The 16,188-nt window shown below is 53.3% G+C and carries 11 protein-coding genes and 3 pseudogenes; 9 read left to right on the top strand and 5 right to left on the bottom strand.

Features of this window, described 5'->3' with window-relative positions; translation table 11 throughout:
• The first annotated feature begins 443 nt into the window (after window positions 1-443).
• On the top strand, window positions 444-1,541 hold the full coding sequence (locus CAY53_RS06535) for a transposase (RefSeq protein WP_219842621.1): 1,098 nt from the start codon (window positions 444-446) through the stop codon (window positions 1,539-1,541).
• Window positions 1,492-1,806: a hypothetical protein gene (locus CAY53_RS13160; protein ID WP_219842620.1), complete on the top strand. Its 315-nt coding sequence runs from the start codon at window positions 1,492-1,494 to the stop codon at window positions 1,804-1,806. Before CAY53_RS06535 ends, CAY53_RS13160 begins: the two co-directional genes overlap by 50 nt.
• Before the next feature lie 64 nt (window positions 1,807-1,870).
• Here CAY53_RS13160 and CAY53_RS06530 read toward each other — a convergent pair whose 3' ends face one another.
• Complete coding sequence (locus tag CAY53_RS06530; protein WP_104936450.1) at window positions 1,871-3,211, bottom strand: salicylate synthase; 1,341 nt, start codon at window positions 3,209-3,211, stop codon at window positions 1,871-1,873.
• 309 nt (window positions 3,212-3,520) lie between these two features.
• Between CAY53_RS06530 and CAY53_RS12620 the strand changes: the two genes are divergently transcribed.
• From CAY53_RS12620 to CAY53_RS06520, 3 genes and pseudogenes are all read left to right on the top strand, one after another.
• On the top strand, window positions 3,521-3,721 hold the full coding sequence (locus tag CAY53_RS12620) for a hypothetical protein (RefSeq protein WP_146106435.1): 201 nt from the start codon (window positions 3,521-3,523) through the stop codon (window positions 3,719-3,721).
• 402 nt (window positions 3,722-4,123) lie between these two features.
• Entirely contained in the window at window positions 4,124-5,440 is a 1,317-nt protein-coding gene (locus tag CAY53_RS06525; protein WP_219842619.1) for a transposase, read from the top strand.
• A 186-nt stretch (window positions 5,441-5,626) separates the two neighbouring features.
• Window positions 5,627-6,418 (top strand): annotated as a pseudogene (locus tag CAY53_RS06520) (IS30 family transposase); the annotation flags it as partial.
• A gap of 8 nt (window positions 6,419-6,426) precedes the next feature.
• On the opposite strand, the pseudogene CAY53_RS13460 reads toward CAY53_RS06520, so the two are convergent.
• Window positions 6,427-6,633: pseudogene (locus CAY53_RS13460) on the bottom strand (transposase); the annotation flags it as partial.
• Between the two features lie 129 nt (window positions 6,634-6,762).
• On the opposite strand from CAY53_RS13460, the pseudogene CAY53_RS06515 reads away from it, so the two are divergent.
• A pseudogene (locus CAY53_RS06515) lies at window positions 6,763-7,979 on the top strand (ISL3 family transposase).
• Here the strand turns inward: CAY53_RS06515 and CAY53_RS06510 are convergent.
• Window positions 7,968-8,426, bottom strand: coding sequence for an IS30 family transposase (locus CAY53_RS06510; RefSeq protein ID WP_181040205.1), 459 nt, complete (start codon window positions 8,424-8,426; stop codon window positions 7,968-7,970). The pseudogene CAY53_RS06515 and the gene CAY53_RS06510 overlap by 12 nt on opposite strands.
• A 153-nt stretch (window positions 8,427-8,579) precedes the next feature.
• On the bottom strand, window positions 8,580-8,780 hold the full coding sequence (locus CAY53_RS06505; protein WP_104936447.1) for a helix-turn-helix domain-containing protein: 201 nt from the start codon (window positions 8,778-8,780) through the stop codon (window positions 8,580-8,582).
• Window positions 8,781-8,927: 147 nt separating this feature from the next.
• On the opposite strand from CAY53_RS06505, the gene CAY53_RS06500 reads away from it, so the two are divergent.
• The gene (locus CAY53_RS06500; RefSeq protein ID WP_104936446.1) at window positions 8,928-11,333 is read left to right on the top strand and encodes a YfhO family protein; all 2,406 of its coding nucleotides are present in this window, start codon (window positions 8,928-8,930) and stop codon (window positions 11,331-11,333) included.
• A 4-nt stretch (window positions 11,334-11,337) separates the two neighbouring features.
• On the opposite strand, the gene CAY53_RS06495 is transcribed toward CAY53_RS06500, so the two are convergent.
• The gene (locus CAY53_RS06495) at window positions 11,338-11,979 is read right to left on the bottom strand and encodes a hypothetical protein (protein WP_104936445.1); all 642 of its coding nucleotides are present in this window, start codon (window positions 11,977-11,979) and stop codon (window positions 11,338-11,340) included.
• A 114-nt stretch (window positions 11,980-12,093) separates the two neighbouring features.
• On the opposite strand from CAY53_RS06495, the gene CAY53_RS06490 reads away from it, so the two are divergent.
• Window positions 12,094-14,463: an ATP-binding protein gene (locus CAY53_RS06490; RefSeq protein WP_181040204.1), complete on the top strand. Its 2,370-nt coding sequence runs from the start codon at window positions 12,094-12,096 to the stop codon at window positions 14,461-14,463.
• A gap of 237 nt (window positions 14,464-14,700) precedes the next feature.
• Window positions 14,701-16,188 (top strand): lysine--tRNA ligase, encoded by a 1,488-nt coding sequence (lysS, locus tag CAY53_RS06485; RefSeq protein ID WP_104936443.1) that lies wholly within the window; start codon window positions 14,701-14,703, stop codon window positions 16,186-16,188.

Here is a 16,188-nt window from a genome sequence, read left to right as displayed (position 1 = left end):
CACCGTCATCCTGACCGGTGAACATGGCCAGGGCCACGCCTCTGCCGTGGATTGCCACGACGGTATCTTTGCCGTTCCGAAGCATGCCCGCACGGGGCAGTCAAAGTCCGCCCCGTTGCGGGCCTCAGGTCCTTTGCTTTGGTGCTCCCGAAGCACCGGCCCAGGAAGCCGTGGCCCTTATCTGCGCGAATGAAAAAAGATCGGGCAGGCTGCCGACTTTTCCCGACCCTCTCTGGCAGTGCCCGACGCACCAGGCGTTTTTTTATCCGCCACCCCCCTCCTTCCTCCGTTTTCTGCTTGATAACATATCCCCCCATATGGGTAAGATTCCCATTGCCAAAACACCGCTCGGTCAGGCTGAGAACAGGCTAACAACCCGTTGAAAAAGTCTTCAGGCAAGGCATAATGGTGCACAAGCGATCAAATTATGTTGAGGAGGCGTCATGAGTCTTGGCCGGAAGCAGGCAGAGCAGAAGAGCATGTGGCTGATCTATGATCAGCTGCCCCAGAGTCAGGGGCATGTCTTTTACGAGCGGCTGCAGAAGCTCCTGCGCCAGAAAGCATTTGACGCCTTCCTCGAAAAGCTGTGCGCTCCCTTCTACGCCGAAAAATTCGGCCGCAGGTCCATCCCGCCGGGCCGTTATTTCCGCATGCTTTTGATCGGCTACTTCGAGGGCATCGATTCCGAGCGCGGCATCTGTTGGCGCTGTGCCGATTCCCTGTCCCTGCGCGAATTCCTGCAACTTGGCCCCACCGAATCCGTGCCTGATCATTCCTCCCTGTGCCGCATCCGGGGGCGCCTGCCGCTGGAAGTTCATCACGAAATGTTTGTCTTTGTGCTGCGGATTTTGGAGCAGGCCAAGCTGCTTGACGGGAAATATCTGGGCATCGACGCCCAGGCCATGGAGGCGAACGCTGCCATGAAGAGCATTGTCCGCCGGGACACGGGCGAAACCTATCAGGAAATGCTTGAACGCCTGGCTGAAGAGAGCGGCATCAGGACGCCGACCAGGGCGGAATTGATCGCCTTTGACCGCAAGCGCCAGGGCAGAAAGACCTCCAACAAGGACTGGCAATCGAGCACCGATAAGGACGCACGCATAGGCAAACTCAAGGATGGCCGCACCCACATGGCGTACAAGCCCGAGCATGTGGTTGATCTGGAATCCGGGGCCATTGTTTCGGCTGTGGTGCATCCTGCGGATCAGGGTGACACCACAACGCTTGCCACCACACTTGACGACGCCCAGGCCAGGCTGTGCGTGGTCGGGGACAAGGAAGGAGCGCCCAGCATTGACGAGCCCTTTGCTCTGGTGGCGGACAAGGGCTATCACAGCCGGAACGTACTGAAGGATTTGCCGGATGCCTGCACAAGCCGGATCAGTGAACCGGCGCACAAGGGGCGATTGTGCTGGCATGGGGATACGGCGGTCCGGGATGCGGTGTACGGGAACCGTGGCTGGCTGAAATCCGAAAAAGGGCAAGGCGCTGATGCGGGCGCGGGGCGAGCGGGTGGAGCGCAGCTTTGCCCACTGTCTTGACCGGGGCGGCATGCGGCGGGTGCATCTTCGCGGACTGGCCAATGTGGAGAAGCGCTCCATCATCCACATTGCCGGGTTCAATTTGGGGATTCTGTTGCGGGCCTTGTTTGGTTTTGGCAGCCCCAGGGGCTGGGCCGATGCCCCTGCGGCACTGCTTATTGCCCGAATCGGCAACCTGAACCTGCTTATATTGGTCGTTTGGCTGCCGAATGTGGCTGATGCTCCGGATTGTGTCATGATTGTCATTTCGAGATGGCACAACTGACACGCAGGGGCACAATCGCCACTTTGTGTCCCCTTCGAAAAATCAACATTTCTTCAAAGGGCTGTTAGGGATTCATATATTTTATATAATTAGATACTGTATATAACTTCTCACATGTTTCCTCAAATTCTCTTTCGGGAGTTGATTTTTCTACTATTCCAGCTCCAGCTTGTATCCAAGATAATTTTGCTGTTTGATAAAAACTACGTAATACGAGTGCCGCATCCATGCAGTCATTACTGTCATAAAGCATGATACATCCGCTATACAAACCACGATCATTTTTTTCATAATCATGTATTGCTTCAATTGATTCTTTCTTTGGAATACCAGTTGCAGTAACCGCAGGAAAAAGTGCATTAAATGCATCCCATGAAGTGTTATTCTCTTTCATTTTACCCCGAAGGCGAGAGGCGAGATGGCGCACAGGTCCTCTTTTTATTATTTTCATAAAATAGCTCAAATATATTGATTCATTATCACATATCTTATTTATCTCATCAAATGCCAACTTTACAGAGACAGCATGCTCAGCTATTTCTTTAGTGTCATTGATAAGTTGACTTTCTAATTTTTTATCCTCCATTAAATCTGTAGATATTGCTCTTGTCCCTGCCAATGGCTGTGTACTTACTATTCTATCGCTATTAACTTCAACAACGGTTTCCGGGCTAAATCCTGCTGCTTGAAACCCATCTATATTTAAAATATATGATCTTGCAGGAGAATTTGATTTTCTTCCAGAATAATAACTGGCAATCATATCAATCCTTCTCTGTAATGGAACTCTTCTAGAAATAATAACTTTTTGATATTTTAAATTATTAATATCAAAAACTGCAGATGCTACATTTGATTTATATTCATTTTCTCCATATAAGTTAATTTTTGTATTAAATAAAGTGTTTGCACGATTTATTATATTATCATTATTTTTATTTTTTATTTCATTAAATTTTTTATCGATAAAATTATAAATTTCATCAGCACATGATTTATTAGATGAAGATATAGATATTTTATTATTAACTATTGATATTTCTACGATTGGTATAATTAATTTTAGTAATGTTGATGCATAAGGAAGAGGATGTATGGAATATAAATATCTTGATAATTCAAAATGCGCCAATCCAATTCCTCTCCACTCTTTATCTGATATCATTTTTACAGCATTATTCATAGAACAAGCAAAATCTTTGTTAGATATTTCGCTTTTATTCCCATTATTGTATATTATAGTACTTTCTAACCCAAAATTAATATATGACTTTATTCCTAATCCAATAAAATAATTTCCTTGATTCTCATAAACAGCATAATCTTTATAAGGACTATTTTCAGCTATAATACATGCTGCATACAAATCATCATGCAATATATTATCAAATATTTTTGTGAACATTTTAATGACCTCCAATTAAACATGAATTTTAACTAGTCCTATAGCTGATATATTATTTGCAATCATTTTATTAATTACAAATTAATATAACAATAATACTCTTGTCTAGCATGACACCATAAAATCATGGGGATTAGTCATGATTGAAAAGAGCAAATATTCATACTGTTCAAAGATTTCAAAGACTACAATTTAACAAATTGCACTGATTTTCACCTTTGATTTAAACGCATCACAAATCGCCAATCCCTTCCTTCCAAGCCCTCCCAATACCGTAACAAGCGCTCCACTGCTTTGGACGAAAGAATCGTGAGATTCTGCGAACCGGAAAATCTTGTGAATGGTGATACTGGAGCTGATGAAGGCTTCTTTGGTGATTGCCTCAATTATTACTATCTGATGCAGTGGCGCATGAGAAAATCCAATGTATATTTACACATGGGGAAAATGGTCTTGAAAGCTTGTGGACTCATGCCAAACTTGCATGGATCTTTTGAAGTGGATGTGTAAACATACGTTTTATTTTTACTTAAAGCGTAATACTTTTGCCTTAATCATAATGGCCAATACATATATAAAGTGATGCTCACGATGCTCGTTCATGGCCCCTATCTATGCTTGAGAGATATAACTGTCAATATATAAATATTATAATAGATAACATTTTATACTATTATTTATAATAAATTATGAAATCACTCATAACAATTGTTTAAACTCAATTTTTATCACGCATGTAAGTGAACCAAAAATTCTCTTACAAAACAGTCAGAATTCATAAAAAAAGATGCACATCCAGAATAAATATTAAACAGGATCGCGCTGTCAAAATCTCCGTTATCAGCCCTTTGAAAAACTCTTCAGGCAAGGCATAATGGTGCACAGGCGATCAAATTGTGTCGAGGAGGCAGTATGAGTCCTGGCCGGAGGCAGGCAGAGCAGAAGAGCATGTGGCTGATCTATGATCAGCTGCCCCAAAGTCAGGGGCATGTCTTTTACGAGCGGCTGCAGAAGCTCCTGCATGAGAAAGCATTTGACGCCTTCCTCGAAAGGCTCTGTGCGCCCTTCTATGCCGAAAAGCTCGGCCGCCGGTCCATCCCGCCGGGCCGCTATTTCCGCATGCTTCTGATCGGCTATTTCGAGGGCATCGACTCTGAACGCGGCATCTGCTGGCGCTGTGCCGACTCCCTTTCTCTGCGCGAATTCCTCGGGCTCGGCCCCACCGAATCCGTGCCCGACCATTCCTCCCTGTGCCGCATCCGGGGGCGCCTGCCGCTTGAGGTGCATCACGAAATGTTTGTCTTTGTGCTGCGGATTTTGGAGCAGGCCAATCTGCTTGACGGGAAATACCTGGGGATCGACGCTTCTAGCATGGAGGCCAATGCGGCCATGAAGAGCATTGTCCGTCGGGATACGGGCGAAACGTATCAGGAAATGCTTGAACGCCTGGCTGAAGAGAGCGGCATCAGGACGCCGAGCAGGGCGGAGTTGATCGCCTTTGACCGCAAGCGCCAGGGCAGAAAGACCTCCAACAAGGACTGGCAATCGAGCACCGATGAGGATGCGCGCATAGCCAAACTCAAGGATGGCCGTACGCATATGGCGTACAAGCCCGAGCATGTGGTTGACTTGGAATCCGGGGCCATTGTTTCGGCTGTGGTGCATCCTGCGGATCGGGGCGACACGACAACACTTGCCACCACACTCGAGGATGCCCAGGCCAAGCTGTGCGCGGTCAGGGACAAGGAAGGAGCGCCCGGCATTGACGAGCCCTTTGCTCTGGTGGCGGACAAGGGCTATCACAGCCGGAACGTACTGAAGGATTTGCCGGATTCCTGCACAAGCCGGATCAGTGAACCGGCGCACAAGGGGCGATTGCGCTGGAAAGGCGACATGGATGCCCGGGAAGCGGTGTACGGGAACCGAGGCCAGCTGAAATCCGAAAAGGGCAAGGCGCTGATGCGGGCGCGGGGCGAGCGGGTGGAACGCAGTTTTGCCCACTGTCCTGACCGGGGGCGGCATGCGGCGGGTGCATCTTCGCGGGCTGGCCAATGTGGAGAAGCGCTACATCATCCATGTTGCCGGGTTCAATTTGGGGATCCTGCTGCGGGCCCTGTTTGGTGTTGGCAGCCCCAGGGGCTGGGCCGATGCCCCTGCAGCACTGCTTTTTGCTCAAATCGGCAACCTGAACCTGCTCATATTGGTCGTTTGGCTGCCGAATACGGCTGATGCTTCGGATTGTGTCATGATGGTCATTTCGAGATGGCACAACTGACAGGCAGGGGCACAATCACCCCCTGGTAGATTCTCATTCCAAACGCACCACCTGGTAGGGGCATGAAGGGTTAGAAGGACAGGGCGGGATTCTGGTAGAGTTGGCAGCACCAACAACCACTCAGCCAGAAGGAGCCCGCCATGTCCCATACCCATCTTACTCTGGAAGAACGCGTCAGCATCGAAATATTTGTGTCCATGGGCATGAGTTGCCGGGAAATGGCCAGACGCCTGGGCAGGAGTCACAGCACTGTTTCCCGGGAGCTGCGCCGCAACGCAGGCTCTGCAAAAAAAGGTTATCGTGCGCAGAGCGCAGAGCGGCGTGCCCACAAAAGACGAAAGAGAGCAAGGCATTACCGCTGTATGCGCCGTCCCGAACTGATCACCTGGGTCGATGAAAAGTTGCGTGCAAACTGGTCTCCCGAGCAGATCGCGGGCCGCATCCGTCTGGAGTATCCAGAGGATCAAAAAATGCGTATCAGTACAGAGACTATCTACCGCTGGGTCTATGCAGCAGCACAATTCGGCGATACCAGCTACCGCCATTTACGCCGTGCCCACAAAAGGCGAAGGCGGCAAGCCAGGTATGGCCAGGGACGGCGCCTGTTCCCCGGACGTATTGATATCAGCCAGCGGCCGGGGATTGTTGCCGGGAGAACCCGCTTTGGTGACTGGGAAGCCGACCTTGTCTGTGCCTCCAAAGGAAAGGCGGCGCTGCTCACCTGTAACGAACGCAAGAGCCGCTTTCTCCTGCTGGCCAGGGTACAAGACAAGACAGCCGCGTCCTTCAATGCGGGGCTCATTTCCTGCCTGCGTGCTGTGCCGTCAAAGCTGAGGCAGACCTTGACGCTTGATAATGGTTCGGAAATGGCAGGCTTCAGGGCGCTGGAGGCAGCCACTGGCCTGCGCACGTATTTTTGTAAACCACATGCCCGGTGCATTCAAATTGCAAATGCACCGGTGAGGGCGTGATTAAAAACCTCAGCGGGAGTCTGGTAGTGTAAACATTTGCGCGGCCGGTTATTCAGTTGTTCTGCGGCGTCCGAAACCATCTTTTCCGTGATCTTGTGCAAGCTGATGCCCCTGGGAAAATACTGCCGCAAAAGCCCGTTGCTGTTTTCGTTCGTCCCACGTTGCCACGGGGGGTGAATTCAAATTGCAAATGCACCGGTGAGGGCCTGGTTAAAAAGCTCAGCGGGAGTCTGGTAGTGTGGTTCCTCGCTGTTTCATGTGGGCAAGGTGTTTTTTCCTTGTTTCCCTTCTTGAGGTTTTAATCCATGCGTGACACCGACCTTTTCCAAATGGCCCCTGGTTTGACTCCGCCGTGGCAGGTGGAGTCCTGCGAGTTTGCCGCAGAGCAAAAGCGCCTGGATATTCGTTTGGCCTTTCCCCGGGGCAGCGTCTTTGTCTGTCCGCAATGCGGCCAGGCAGACCTCAAGGCATACGACACCACGGAAAAGAGCTGGCGGCACCTGAACTTTTTCCAGCACGAAGCCTGGCTGACCGCGAAGCTGCCCCGAGTCAAATGCGACCATTGCGGCGTCAAGCAGGTATCCGTGCCCTGGGCGCGTCCAGGCAGCGGCTTCACCCTGCTGTTCGAGGCCCTGGTCATGAGCCTCGCCAAGCCCATGCCAGCACGAAGCCTGGCAAAGCATGTGGGCGAGCATGACACCCGGCTCTGGCGCGTGGTGAATCACCATGTGGAGGAGGCCAGAACGAGCATCTCCTGCGCCGACGTCGCTTCCTTTGGCGTGGACGAGACAACGAGCAAACGCGGCCACAACTACGTCACCGTGTTCGCCCACCTGCGAAGCCACAAGGTGCTGTTCGCCACCGGGGCCGGGATGCCGCCACAATCCAGCGCTTCAAGGAAGAGCTTGCGGCCCATGGCGGCGATCCCGCAAAGGTAAACGAGGTGTGTTGCGACATGTCGCCCGCGTTCATTTCCGGCGTGGAGGCGAACTGCCCCGAGGCGCACATCACCTTTGACCGGTTCCACATCATGAAGGTGCTGGGCGACGCGGTGGACCAGGTGCGGCGCGAGGAGGCGAAGACTCGGCCCGAGCTGGCGAAGAGCCGGTATGTGTGGCTGAAAAACCGTGACAAATTACCTGCCTCGCAACAGGAGTGTCTGGCGGCACTCACCATGTCCGGGCTGAATCTGAAAACGGCCCGGGCCTGGCAACTGAAAACGACATTTCAGGACTTGTTCCAGCAGGCCCCCGGCCAGGCGGAGGCCTTCCTGAAGAGGTGGTACTTCTGGGCGACGCACTGCCGGCTGGAACCCATGAAACAGGCAGCGGCGACCATCAAACGGCACTGGGACGGCATCTTGCGCTGGTTCACTTCAAGGATCAGCAACGGCATTCTGGAAGGCACGAACAGCCTGATCCAGGCGGCCAGGTCTCGGGCGCGTGGCTACCGGTCCACGAAGAATCTGATCGCCATGATCTACCTCCTGGGTGCGGGCCTCTCTTTTGCCCTACCCACATGAAACAGCGAGGAACCAGTAGTGTAAACATTTGCGCGGCCGGTTGTTCAGTTGTTCTGCGGCGTCCAAAACCATCTTTTCCGTGATCTTGTGAAAGCTGATGCCCCTTGGAAAATACTGCCGCAATAGCCCGCCCTCGTTTTCGTTTGTGCCACGCTGCCACGGCGCATGTGGTTTACAAAAATACGTGCGCAGGCCAGTGGCCAACTCCAGAGCCCTGAAGCCTGCCATTTCCGAACCATTATCCAGCGTCAGGGTCTGCCTCAGCTTTGGCGGCACAGCACGCAGGCAGGGAATGAGTGCCGCATTGAAGGACGCGGCTGTCTTGTCCTGTACCCTGGCCAGCAAGAGAAAGCGACTCTTGCGTTCGGTACAGCTGAGCAGCGCTGTCTTGCTCCTGGAGGCACAGACCAGATCGGCGCCCCATCCCAAAGCGGGATCTGTCGGCAACAGGCCGCGGGCGCTGCTCAGGATCAATGCGCCCAGGAAAAACCCGTTTGCCTTGGCCGGACCTGAATTCGCCCCACATTTGTTCGGGAGAGCAGTCGCGGCAGGGCTTTTCATCGAGGTAGGCGAACAATTCGAAGCGGCTCATGCCGACGATCATGGCGCGGCATCTTTTGCTTTTTGCGCGTGTCTGCCGTTGAGCAGGATAGCCGCCTTTGAGCTGCTACGCCGCAGCTTCCTGAAAATGGTCGTATGGCCTCGGCCAGGATAGGCTGCAATTTTCCGGCAACTCATGCCCATGTACATAAATACTGCGATACCGATACGCTCTTCCATGGTAAGATGGCTGTGGAGCATGGCGGCCCCCTTGAGATGTTTGGATGTTGGCCCGTCCAAGCTTACCGGAATGCCGCTGCGTCCCTTTAGCGTCCAGGTTGCCGCCAGTGGTACATTTGCTATGAGAATCTACCAGCCATCCCCAGAAAAAGAGGCAAAATAAATTAGATGATGAGTGTTGTCAGGTTAGGCGCCGCAGTTTCAAGCTGGAGAGGCATCAGCCCGAGGATGACCCTGGCATGCCGCAAGGCAGCAAGCCTGGCTGCGGCACATGAAACATATACCCTGGCTCTGGTCATACTATTGATCTGGAGCTATATCTTTCATGAGTATTTCATTTTCGATAAGATATTTATTTTTGATTACTACGCTGTAGATACGATATCGCAGTTTTACCCTATAGAATATTTTCGGGTTAAGAACTTACTATCTGGGCATATTCCTTTCTGGTCATTTCAATTTGGTTTAGGGGAGAATGTCTATAATCTGACAGCAGGGTTAAATCCATTTAATATTATTTATCTTGCCTTTGGGGCAGATCATATTGCAGAGGCCATCTCATTTATCATTCTGTTAAAATTTCTGGCCGCCGCCCTGTTTTTCCATGCCTTTTTGCAAAAACTCAATTTTTCAAGGGCCTTGGCATTTTTTGGAGCATTGGCCTATACGTTCAGCGGCTATATGGTACTCAATAGCCATTGGTATCATTATCCGAACTATGCCGTTTTTGCGGCTATGTTTCTTTATTTTTTTGAACTCTGGTTCCAACAAAAAATCTGGTTACCCCTGGTTTTACTTGTTGGTTTGCTATCCATAAAATTAGAATTACAAATTCTGCATATTGGTTTTTTTGGATTTTTCTATGTGCTCTATCGCTGCGTTAACCAGGTAAGGAAGCCGGCCAAAATATTTTTTTTATATATAAAACTTATCTGTTTTTATTTTATTGGCATTGCCATATGGTCATATTTCCTGCTTCCTGATGTATACAGATATTTTTATTCTGATCGGATAAAAAAATCGTTCTCTACGGTTACACAGACTTCCTTTATTGAAAAATTGTTCAATTTTGCCAGCATTGATAATATCATTCACAATGTAGCGCGTTTCTTTTCCCCAGATGCCCTGTTCTCCTGGCTATTCTATCATGGATCTATAAACTATTTCGAGGATTCAACTCTATATATCGGTATAGCTGCATTCTTATTTTTTCTTGTTCCTTTGGTAATAAGAGAGAAAAATATAAGGATGCTATGGATATTTCCATTAATCTCTATGATAATTATAAGCATACCCTACATAAAAACAGCATTACTTATATTCATCAGTCATTCATTCAAACATTTGTCATTTTACTGCAGCTTTTACGCCCTCTTCACCTTCATGATAATTTTACAAAATTTTTTTTATGGAAAAGATAACGAAAAATTCATCTCAAAAATTAAAAAGATATCTTTTGTGATTCTTATTATCATTACACTTTTTTTTCTGTACCTTGCTAAATATAAATATATTGGTAATTTCAAAATTAATTTAAATACTATTGCAGTATCAATAGCATTTTCCATTATATTTTGCGTTTCCCTGCTAATATACAATAAAAAGAACCATATTTTTATAAAAAATTTTCTATTAGCTTTATTAATAGTAGAGATCATTATCTCATCTCGTGTAGTGGCTGGCTCAATCCCTGGGCAATTTCTACCGTTTTTTGAAAAACGTCAAGTGGCATATTTTAACAAAGATACGAAATCAGCTCTGGATTATATCAAGAAAATAGATGATTCATTTTTCAGAATTGAGAAAAACTATAGTGAATTTAGTCTGAATGATGCTCTCATCCAAAACTATTTCGGGACAACTTCATATCTTGCTTTTCCTGGCCAGGGAAAGAAAAATTTCTATCAGGCATTTAATCTTTCAAGGTCATTATTATCCTACAGTCGTGGCCTGGAAGATCACAAAAATCTACAGGATCTGCTGGCAGTTAAATATTTTCTTCAGCGAAGGGACCTGGGAAATTCTGCGCCTTCCGGTTTTTCCTACCTCAAAAGTTTTGGCAATATCGATATTTACAGGAATGAGCATGTGCATTCGTTTGGGTGCATGTTTTATCATCAGATCAGCCCCGAGGCCTTTCAGCAATTGAGCCTTGAAGAGAGAAATCGGATCACCTCAACCGCTGTGGTCAGTGCAGAAGCGCAGCCCGGCATCGCCAGGGTAAGCGGCCCGCCTGCCGAGCACATGGCGCAGCCAGACGAGGGCGATGCCCTGCTGCTGACACACTGGGACGAAGAGCATTTCGTGGGTGACATCACAACCCGGCGTCCGGGCCTGCTGTTTTTCCCGGTGCCCCATGACCCGGGCTGGCACGTGCAGGTTGACGGCCGTGAAGAGCGTCTCCTGTGTCTGGATTTTGCCTTCTCCGGACTTGCCCTGACCACGCCGGGCAGGCACCATGTTGAGCTGATCTATCGGCCGCCCTTTATGATACTTGGACTGGCACTGACCGGTATCAGCCTCCTGCTGACCCTTCTCCTCTGGTGGCGCCATCCAAGAATTGCCGCATACTGAGCAGCTATTTGCCAGCCTTCGCTTTCCCGATGCCCAAGCGCGCATTGAGAAAACTTTTGCCGATACAGAGGAACAACATTTCCAGCGCCGCGGCCATGATCCCGAACACCTTGCAGCCAAACACCAGGCTGGACCAGAATTTGCCAGCCCCAGACGCCCGCAGGGCCGGCTCAAAATTCAGGGCAAGATGCGGATCATCCGCATTGGCCTCGCTCTGCACCCGCAAGGCATTGCCATCCTGCACAACCTGCTGCGTCTGGTGGCCCACAAACTGTCGCACCGGAATCTCCGACAGCAGCACCGGGCCAAAGGGATCCGTAACCGTCATCCGGCTCAGCCTCACCGTGCCCGGCCCGTTCAGGTAATCCAGGCGCAGGCGGTACAGCCTGGTCACCGGCAAATAAGCCTGAATATGCTTGCTCTTCTGTTCCGGCAGCACCACCCGCACACTGTTTTTTTCGCTGAAGCCCCGGCCCTGGTCATAGTATACTTGCAGAACCGGCGGTTTGAGCCCGCACGCCTCGACCATGATATCAAAGTCAACAAGCAGCCGGATGCTGGCCCGGTAGCGGAAGGCCGCATGGGGAAAGGCAAAAAGCGCGGCCAGGCACAGCGAAACAAGCCAGGAATAACGACGGTCTTGCACAGCGGGAAGGCTCCGGTTTATTTTGGGAAAATAGGACCTCACACTGGCCAGTAAAAGATGAATTCCGCGGATGCACAAGCAGAAATGTGCGCCCTACCTCCTGAGGATGCTTTCATGAGCGCGTTGGAAAACATTGAACAGCCGGGCCGTCTCTATCTGGGCCGGGAGCTGGATGGCGGCAAAACCGGCAGAGTCTTTCTGCTGCCTGCCCGGGAACTCACCACCCATGCGGCCATTATCGGCATGACCGGCAGCGGCAAAACCGGCCTGGGCATTGCCCTGCTGGAAGAAATCGCGCTGGCAAAAATACCGGCCATCGTCATAGACCCCAAGGGCGATATGGCCAACCTCCTGCTGAGCTTTCCGGAACTCTCCCCTGCCGAATTTGCCCCCTGGATAGACGCGGATGCGGCAGCCCGGAGGAACCTCAGCGTGCAGGAGCTGGCCGCAGAAACCGCGGGCCAGTGGCAAAAAGGTCTGGCCACTTGGGGACAGGACGGCGCCCGCATCCGAAGACTCCGGGAAAACGCGGACTTTGCCGTATTCACGCCGGGCACTACGGCCGGCCGGCCGGTCTCGGTGCTGGACAGCATGGATGCGCCGGACCCGGACACAGTGGCCGACCGGGACACCCTGAGCGGGCTTGTCAACGCTGCGGTGTCCTCGCTGCTGAGCCTCGTGGGCATAGAGGCTGACCCGATCAAGAGCCGCGAGCACGTTTTGCTGGCCACCATTGTGCTGCACTTCTGGACAAAAGGCGAAGCCCCTTCCCTCGCCACGCTCATTGCGGCCGTGGCCCAACCGCCCTTTGCCCAGGTCGGCGTGTTTCCGGTGGACAGCTTTTACCCCGAAAACAGGCGGATGGAACTGGCCATGCGGCTCAACACCCTGGTGGCGAGTCCCGCCTTTCAGGGCTGGACCACGGGCGAGGCGCTGAATATCCAGAACCTGCTTGGCTCCGGCAGGCCGCGGGTCAGCATTTTCTCCCTGGCCCATCTGTCGGATGCGGAGCGCATGTTCTTCGTCACCCTGCTCCTGGGCCGGCTGATTGGCTGGATGCGGCGGCAGGAGGGCAGCAGCGAACTGCGTGCCCTTCTGTACATGGATGAAATCTTTGGCTATTTTCCACCAAACAGCAATCCGCCCGCCAAGGCAGCGATGCTGCTTCTGCTCAAGCAGGCCCGCGCCTTTGGCCTCGGCGTGGCGCTTGCCACCCAGAACCCGGTGGATCTGGACTATAAGGGCATGGCCAATATCGGCTCCTGGTTTGTGGGCCGCCTGCAGACCAGGCAGGATCAGGAGCGGGTGCTGTCCGGCATGGGCGGCGAAGCGGCAGGCAACAGGGAGCAACTGAGAACGCTGCTGGCCGGTCTTGAAAAACGCTGCTTTCTGCTCTGTTCCGCCCACCGGCAGGCCCCGCTGCTCTTCCAGACCCGCTGGACGCTTTCGTATCTGAAAGGCCCGGTGACCCTGGCTGAACTGGCCAAACTGCAGGCAGGCGCCACGCAGAGGCCGGCCGCTGTTTCGGCAAGCGCCGCGGATGCCGCACCCGGATTCTCCGCCGAAAGGCCCCTGGTCGCAGGCGGCGTCACCCAATACTTTGTACCTTCGCCCGTATCCGGAGCGAACCAGCACTACCGGGCCACCGTCCTGGGCCTGGCCCGGGTGCGTCATGCCGATGCGCGCCGGGGCATAGACCAGACCACGACCGTGCAGCTCCAGGCCCCCATGCCGGCAGCCGGCGCGGCTGTATCGTGGGAACAGGCCCGGCCGTTTGCCGTGACGCCGGAGCTGCTGACCACGAGCGCTCCGGCAGCGCTCTTCGGCGCTCTGCCTGCGGATATGAGCCTGCAGAAGACCTTTGACGCCGAGAAAAAACGACTGGCCGAGCACCTCTATCGAAGCGGCGCCCTGCCCCTCTTTACGGTAAGGGCCCTGAATCTGGAATCCGCGCCGGGCGAAAGCGAGGCGGCCTTCCGTGAGCGCCTGGGCGCCGCACTGGCCGCCAAAAAGGACGAAGCCATGGCCGCCCTCAGGGCGAGCTACGACAAAAAGCAGCAGCAGCTACAGACCAAACTGCAAAAGGCAGAGGCCAAACTGGACAAGGAAAAGATAGACGTGCGCACCCGGGGGCTGGACACGGTCATTGCCGTGGGTTCAGCCATTGTGGGCGCCTTTCTCGGCCGCAAGGGCAGCGCACTTGGCAAATCGACCCAGGGCATGCGCAGCGCGGGCCATCTCATGAAAGAGCGGCAGGACGTGCAGGCGGCCCAGGACGAGGTGTCGCGGATCGCCGCGGAACTGGCCGCGCTTCAGGCCGAGGCGCAAGGCAAAATGCAGGAACTGCTGGCGAGCCTGGATCCGGCCGCCGCAGCGCTTGAGAGCATCAGCGTGGCGCCCAGAAAAAGCGACATCTTCGACGTGCGCGTCTGCCTGCTCTGGGAGCCGGTGCTGGATTTCGCCGATCCGCCGAAGCCGGCCTGAAGGCCGCAAAAAAATTGACAGGCCCGTCTGAAAAAACTACTCTGCGTCTTTTCCCCGCATCGTTTCACCCGCCTGTTCAGGGCAGGTGAACAGGCAGGGGCCGTGGACAGGGGCTCTGTCCCCTTGAGCCCGCGCTGCAGGGGAGCGCCCGGGGCCAGCCCGCAGGCTGCCCACCCCTGCCCCGCACCCGGGACGGAACAGGTTGAAACCATTCACCCTCAAGCTACACCGCTCTTCATGGAAAATCCCAACACTCTCCTTGCCCTGCGCCGTGACAAGGCGGCTGCCCTGGCCGCCGAGGGCGTGGCCCTCTACGGCAACCGTTTCAAAGCCCCGCAGCATCTTGCGGAAATCCTGCCACAGGGCGAACAACTTGCGGCCGAGGAGCACGACCCGGCAGGCACCACATACCGTGTGGCCGGCCGCATCATGAGCCTGCGCCGTTTCGGCAAGGCGGCCTTCTTTCATCTGCGCGACGCAAGCGGTGAAATGCAGATCTATGCCCGCCGCGATCTGGTGGGCGAGACCGCCTATGAGCATTTCAAAAAGTGGGACGTGGGCGATATCGTGGGCGCCGAAGGCCAGCTCTTCAAAACCAGGACCGGCGAACTCTCCCTGGAAGCATCCCGGCTTGAAATGGTCACCAAATCGCTTAGGCCGCTGCCGGAAAAATTCCACGGGCTCACCGATGTCGAAACCCGCTACCGCCAGCGTTATCTGGACATGATCGTCAACCCGGAGGTGGCCGCCACCTTCCGCAAGCGGGTCGAAATCATCCGCCTGATCCGCGAATTCATGCGCAGCCGCGGCTTTCTCGAAGCGGAAACGCCGATGATGCAGGCCGTGCCCGGCGGTGCCAACGCCAGACCATTCCAGACCCACCACAATGCCCTGGGCATGGATCTCTACCTGCGCATCGCGCCCGAGCTGTATCTGAAGCGGCTTTTGGTGGGCGGCTTTGACCGCGTCTTTGAAATCAACCGCAATTTCAGAAACGAGGGCATAGACACCCGGCACAATCCGGAATTCACCATGATGGAATTTTATCAGGCCTTTGCCACCTACCACGACATGATGGACCTGACCGAGGCCCTGATTTCGGAACTCGCGGAAAAGGTTTGCGGCTCGACCAGCATCACCTATCAGGGGCAAAAGGTCAATCTGGCCCCGCCCTGGCGGCGGCTCAGCATGGACGAGGCCCTGGTGCAGGTGGGCGGCCTGGATCCGGCCCTTCTGCACGATGGGCCGGGCCTGATGCGGCTGGCGGAATCAAGGGGCGTCAAGTTCCAGCCCGAAGCCGGGCCGGGCAAGGCCAAGGCCGAACTGTTCGAGCTCCTGGTGGAAGAGCAACTCATCGACCCGACCTTTGTCACCTCGTACCCGACCGAGATCTCGCCTCTGGCCCGGCGCAACGAGGAGAACCCGGAACTCACCGACCGCTTCGAACTCTTCATCACGGGCCGGGAGATCGCCAACGCCTTTTCCGAACTGAACGACCCCATCGATCAGGAGGCGCGCTTCCAGCAGCAGATCGACGGGCGCGGCGACGACGAGGAGATCCACCCGGTGCTGGACAGGGACTATATCCGCGCGCTGGAATACGGCATGCCCCCCGCCGGGGGCGAGGGCATCGGCATCGACCGCCTGGTGATGCTCCTGACCGATTCGGCCTCCATCCGCGACGTGATTCTTTTCCCCCTGCTCAAACCGGAAAGCGCGGAATAG

It is taken from the genome of Desulfobulbus oralis (assembly GCF_002952055.1).
Lineage (GTDB): Bacteria > Desulfobacterota > Desulfobulbia > Desulfobulbales > Desulfobulbaceae > Desulfobulbus > Desulfobulbus oralis.
This window is presented reverse-complemented; position numbering and strand designations above follow the sequence as displayed.

What these genes read in the sequence shown, in the direction of transcription:
- CAY53_RS13160 (WP_219842620.1), top strand. Translation starts at nt 1,492, where the DNA reads ATGCGGGCGCGGGGCGAGCGGGTGGAGCGCAGCTTTGCCCACTGTCTT.
- CAY53_RS06525 (WP_219842619.1), top strand. Translation starts at nt 4,124, where the DNA reads ATGAGTCCTGGCCGGAGGCAGGCAGAGCAGAAGAGCATGTGGCTGATC.
- CAY53_RS06530 (WP_104936450.1), bottom strand. Translation starts at nt 3,211, where the DNA reads ATGTTCACAAAAATATTTGATAATATATTGCATGATGATTTGTATGCA.
- CAY53_RS06505 (WP_104936447.1), bottom strand. Translation starts at nt 8,780, where the DNA reads ATGCTCCACAGCCATCTTACCATGGAAGAGCGTATCGGTATCGCAGTA.
- lysS (WP_104936443.1), top strand. Translation starts at nt 14,701, where the DNA reads ATGGAAAATCCCAACACTCTCCTTGCCCTGCGCCGTGACAAGGCGGCT.
- CAY53_RS06535 (WP_219842621.1), top strand. Translation starts at nt 444, where the DNA reads ATGAGTCTTGGCCGGAAGCAGGCAGAGCAGAAGAGCATGTGGCTGATC.
- CAY53_RS06490 (WP_181040204.1), top strand. Translation starts at nt 12,094, where the DNA reads ATGAGCGCGTTGGAAAACATTGAACAGCCGGGCCGTCTCTATCTGGGC.
- CAY53_RS06500 (WP_104936446.1), top strand. Translation starts at nt 8,928, where the DNA reads ATGATGAGTGTTGTCAGGTTAGGCGCCGCAGTTTCAAGCTGGAGAGGC.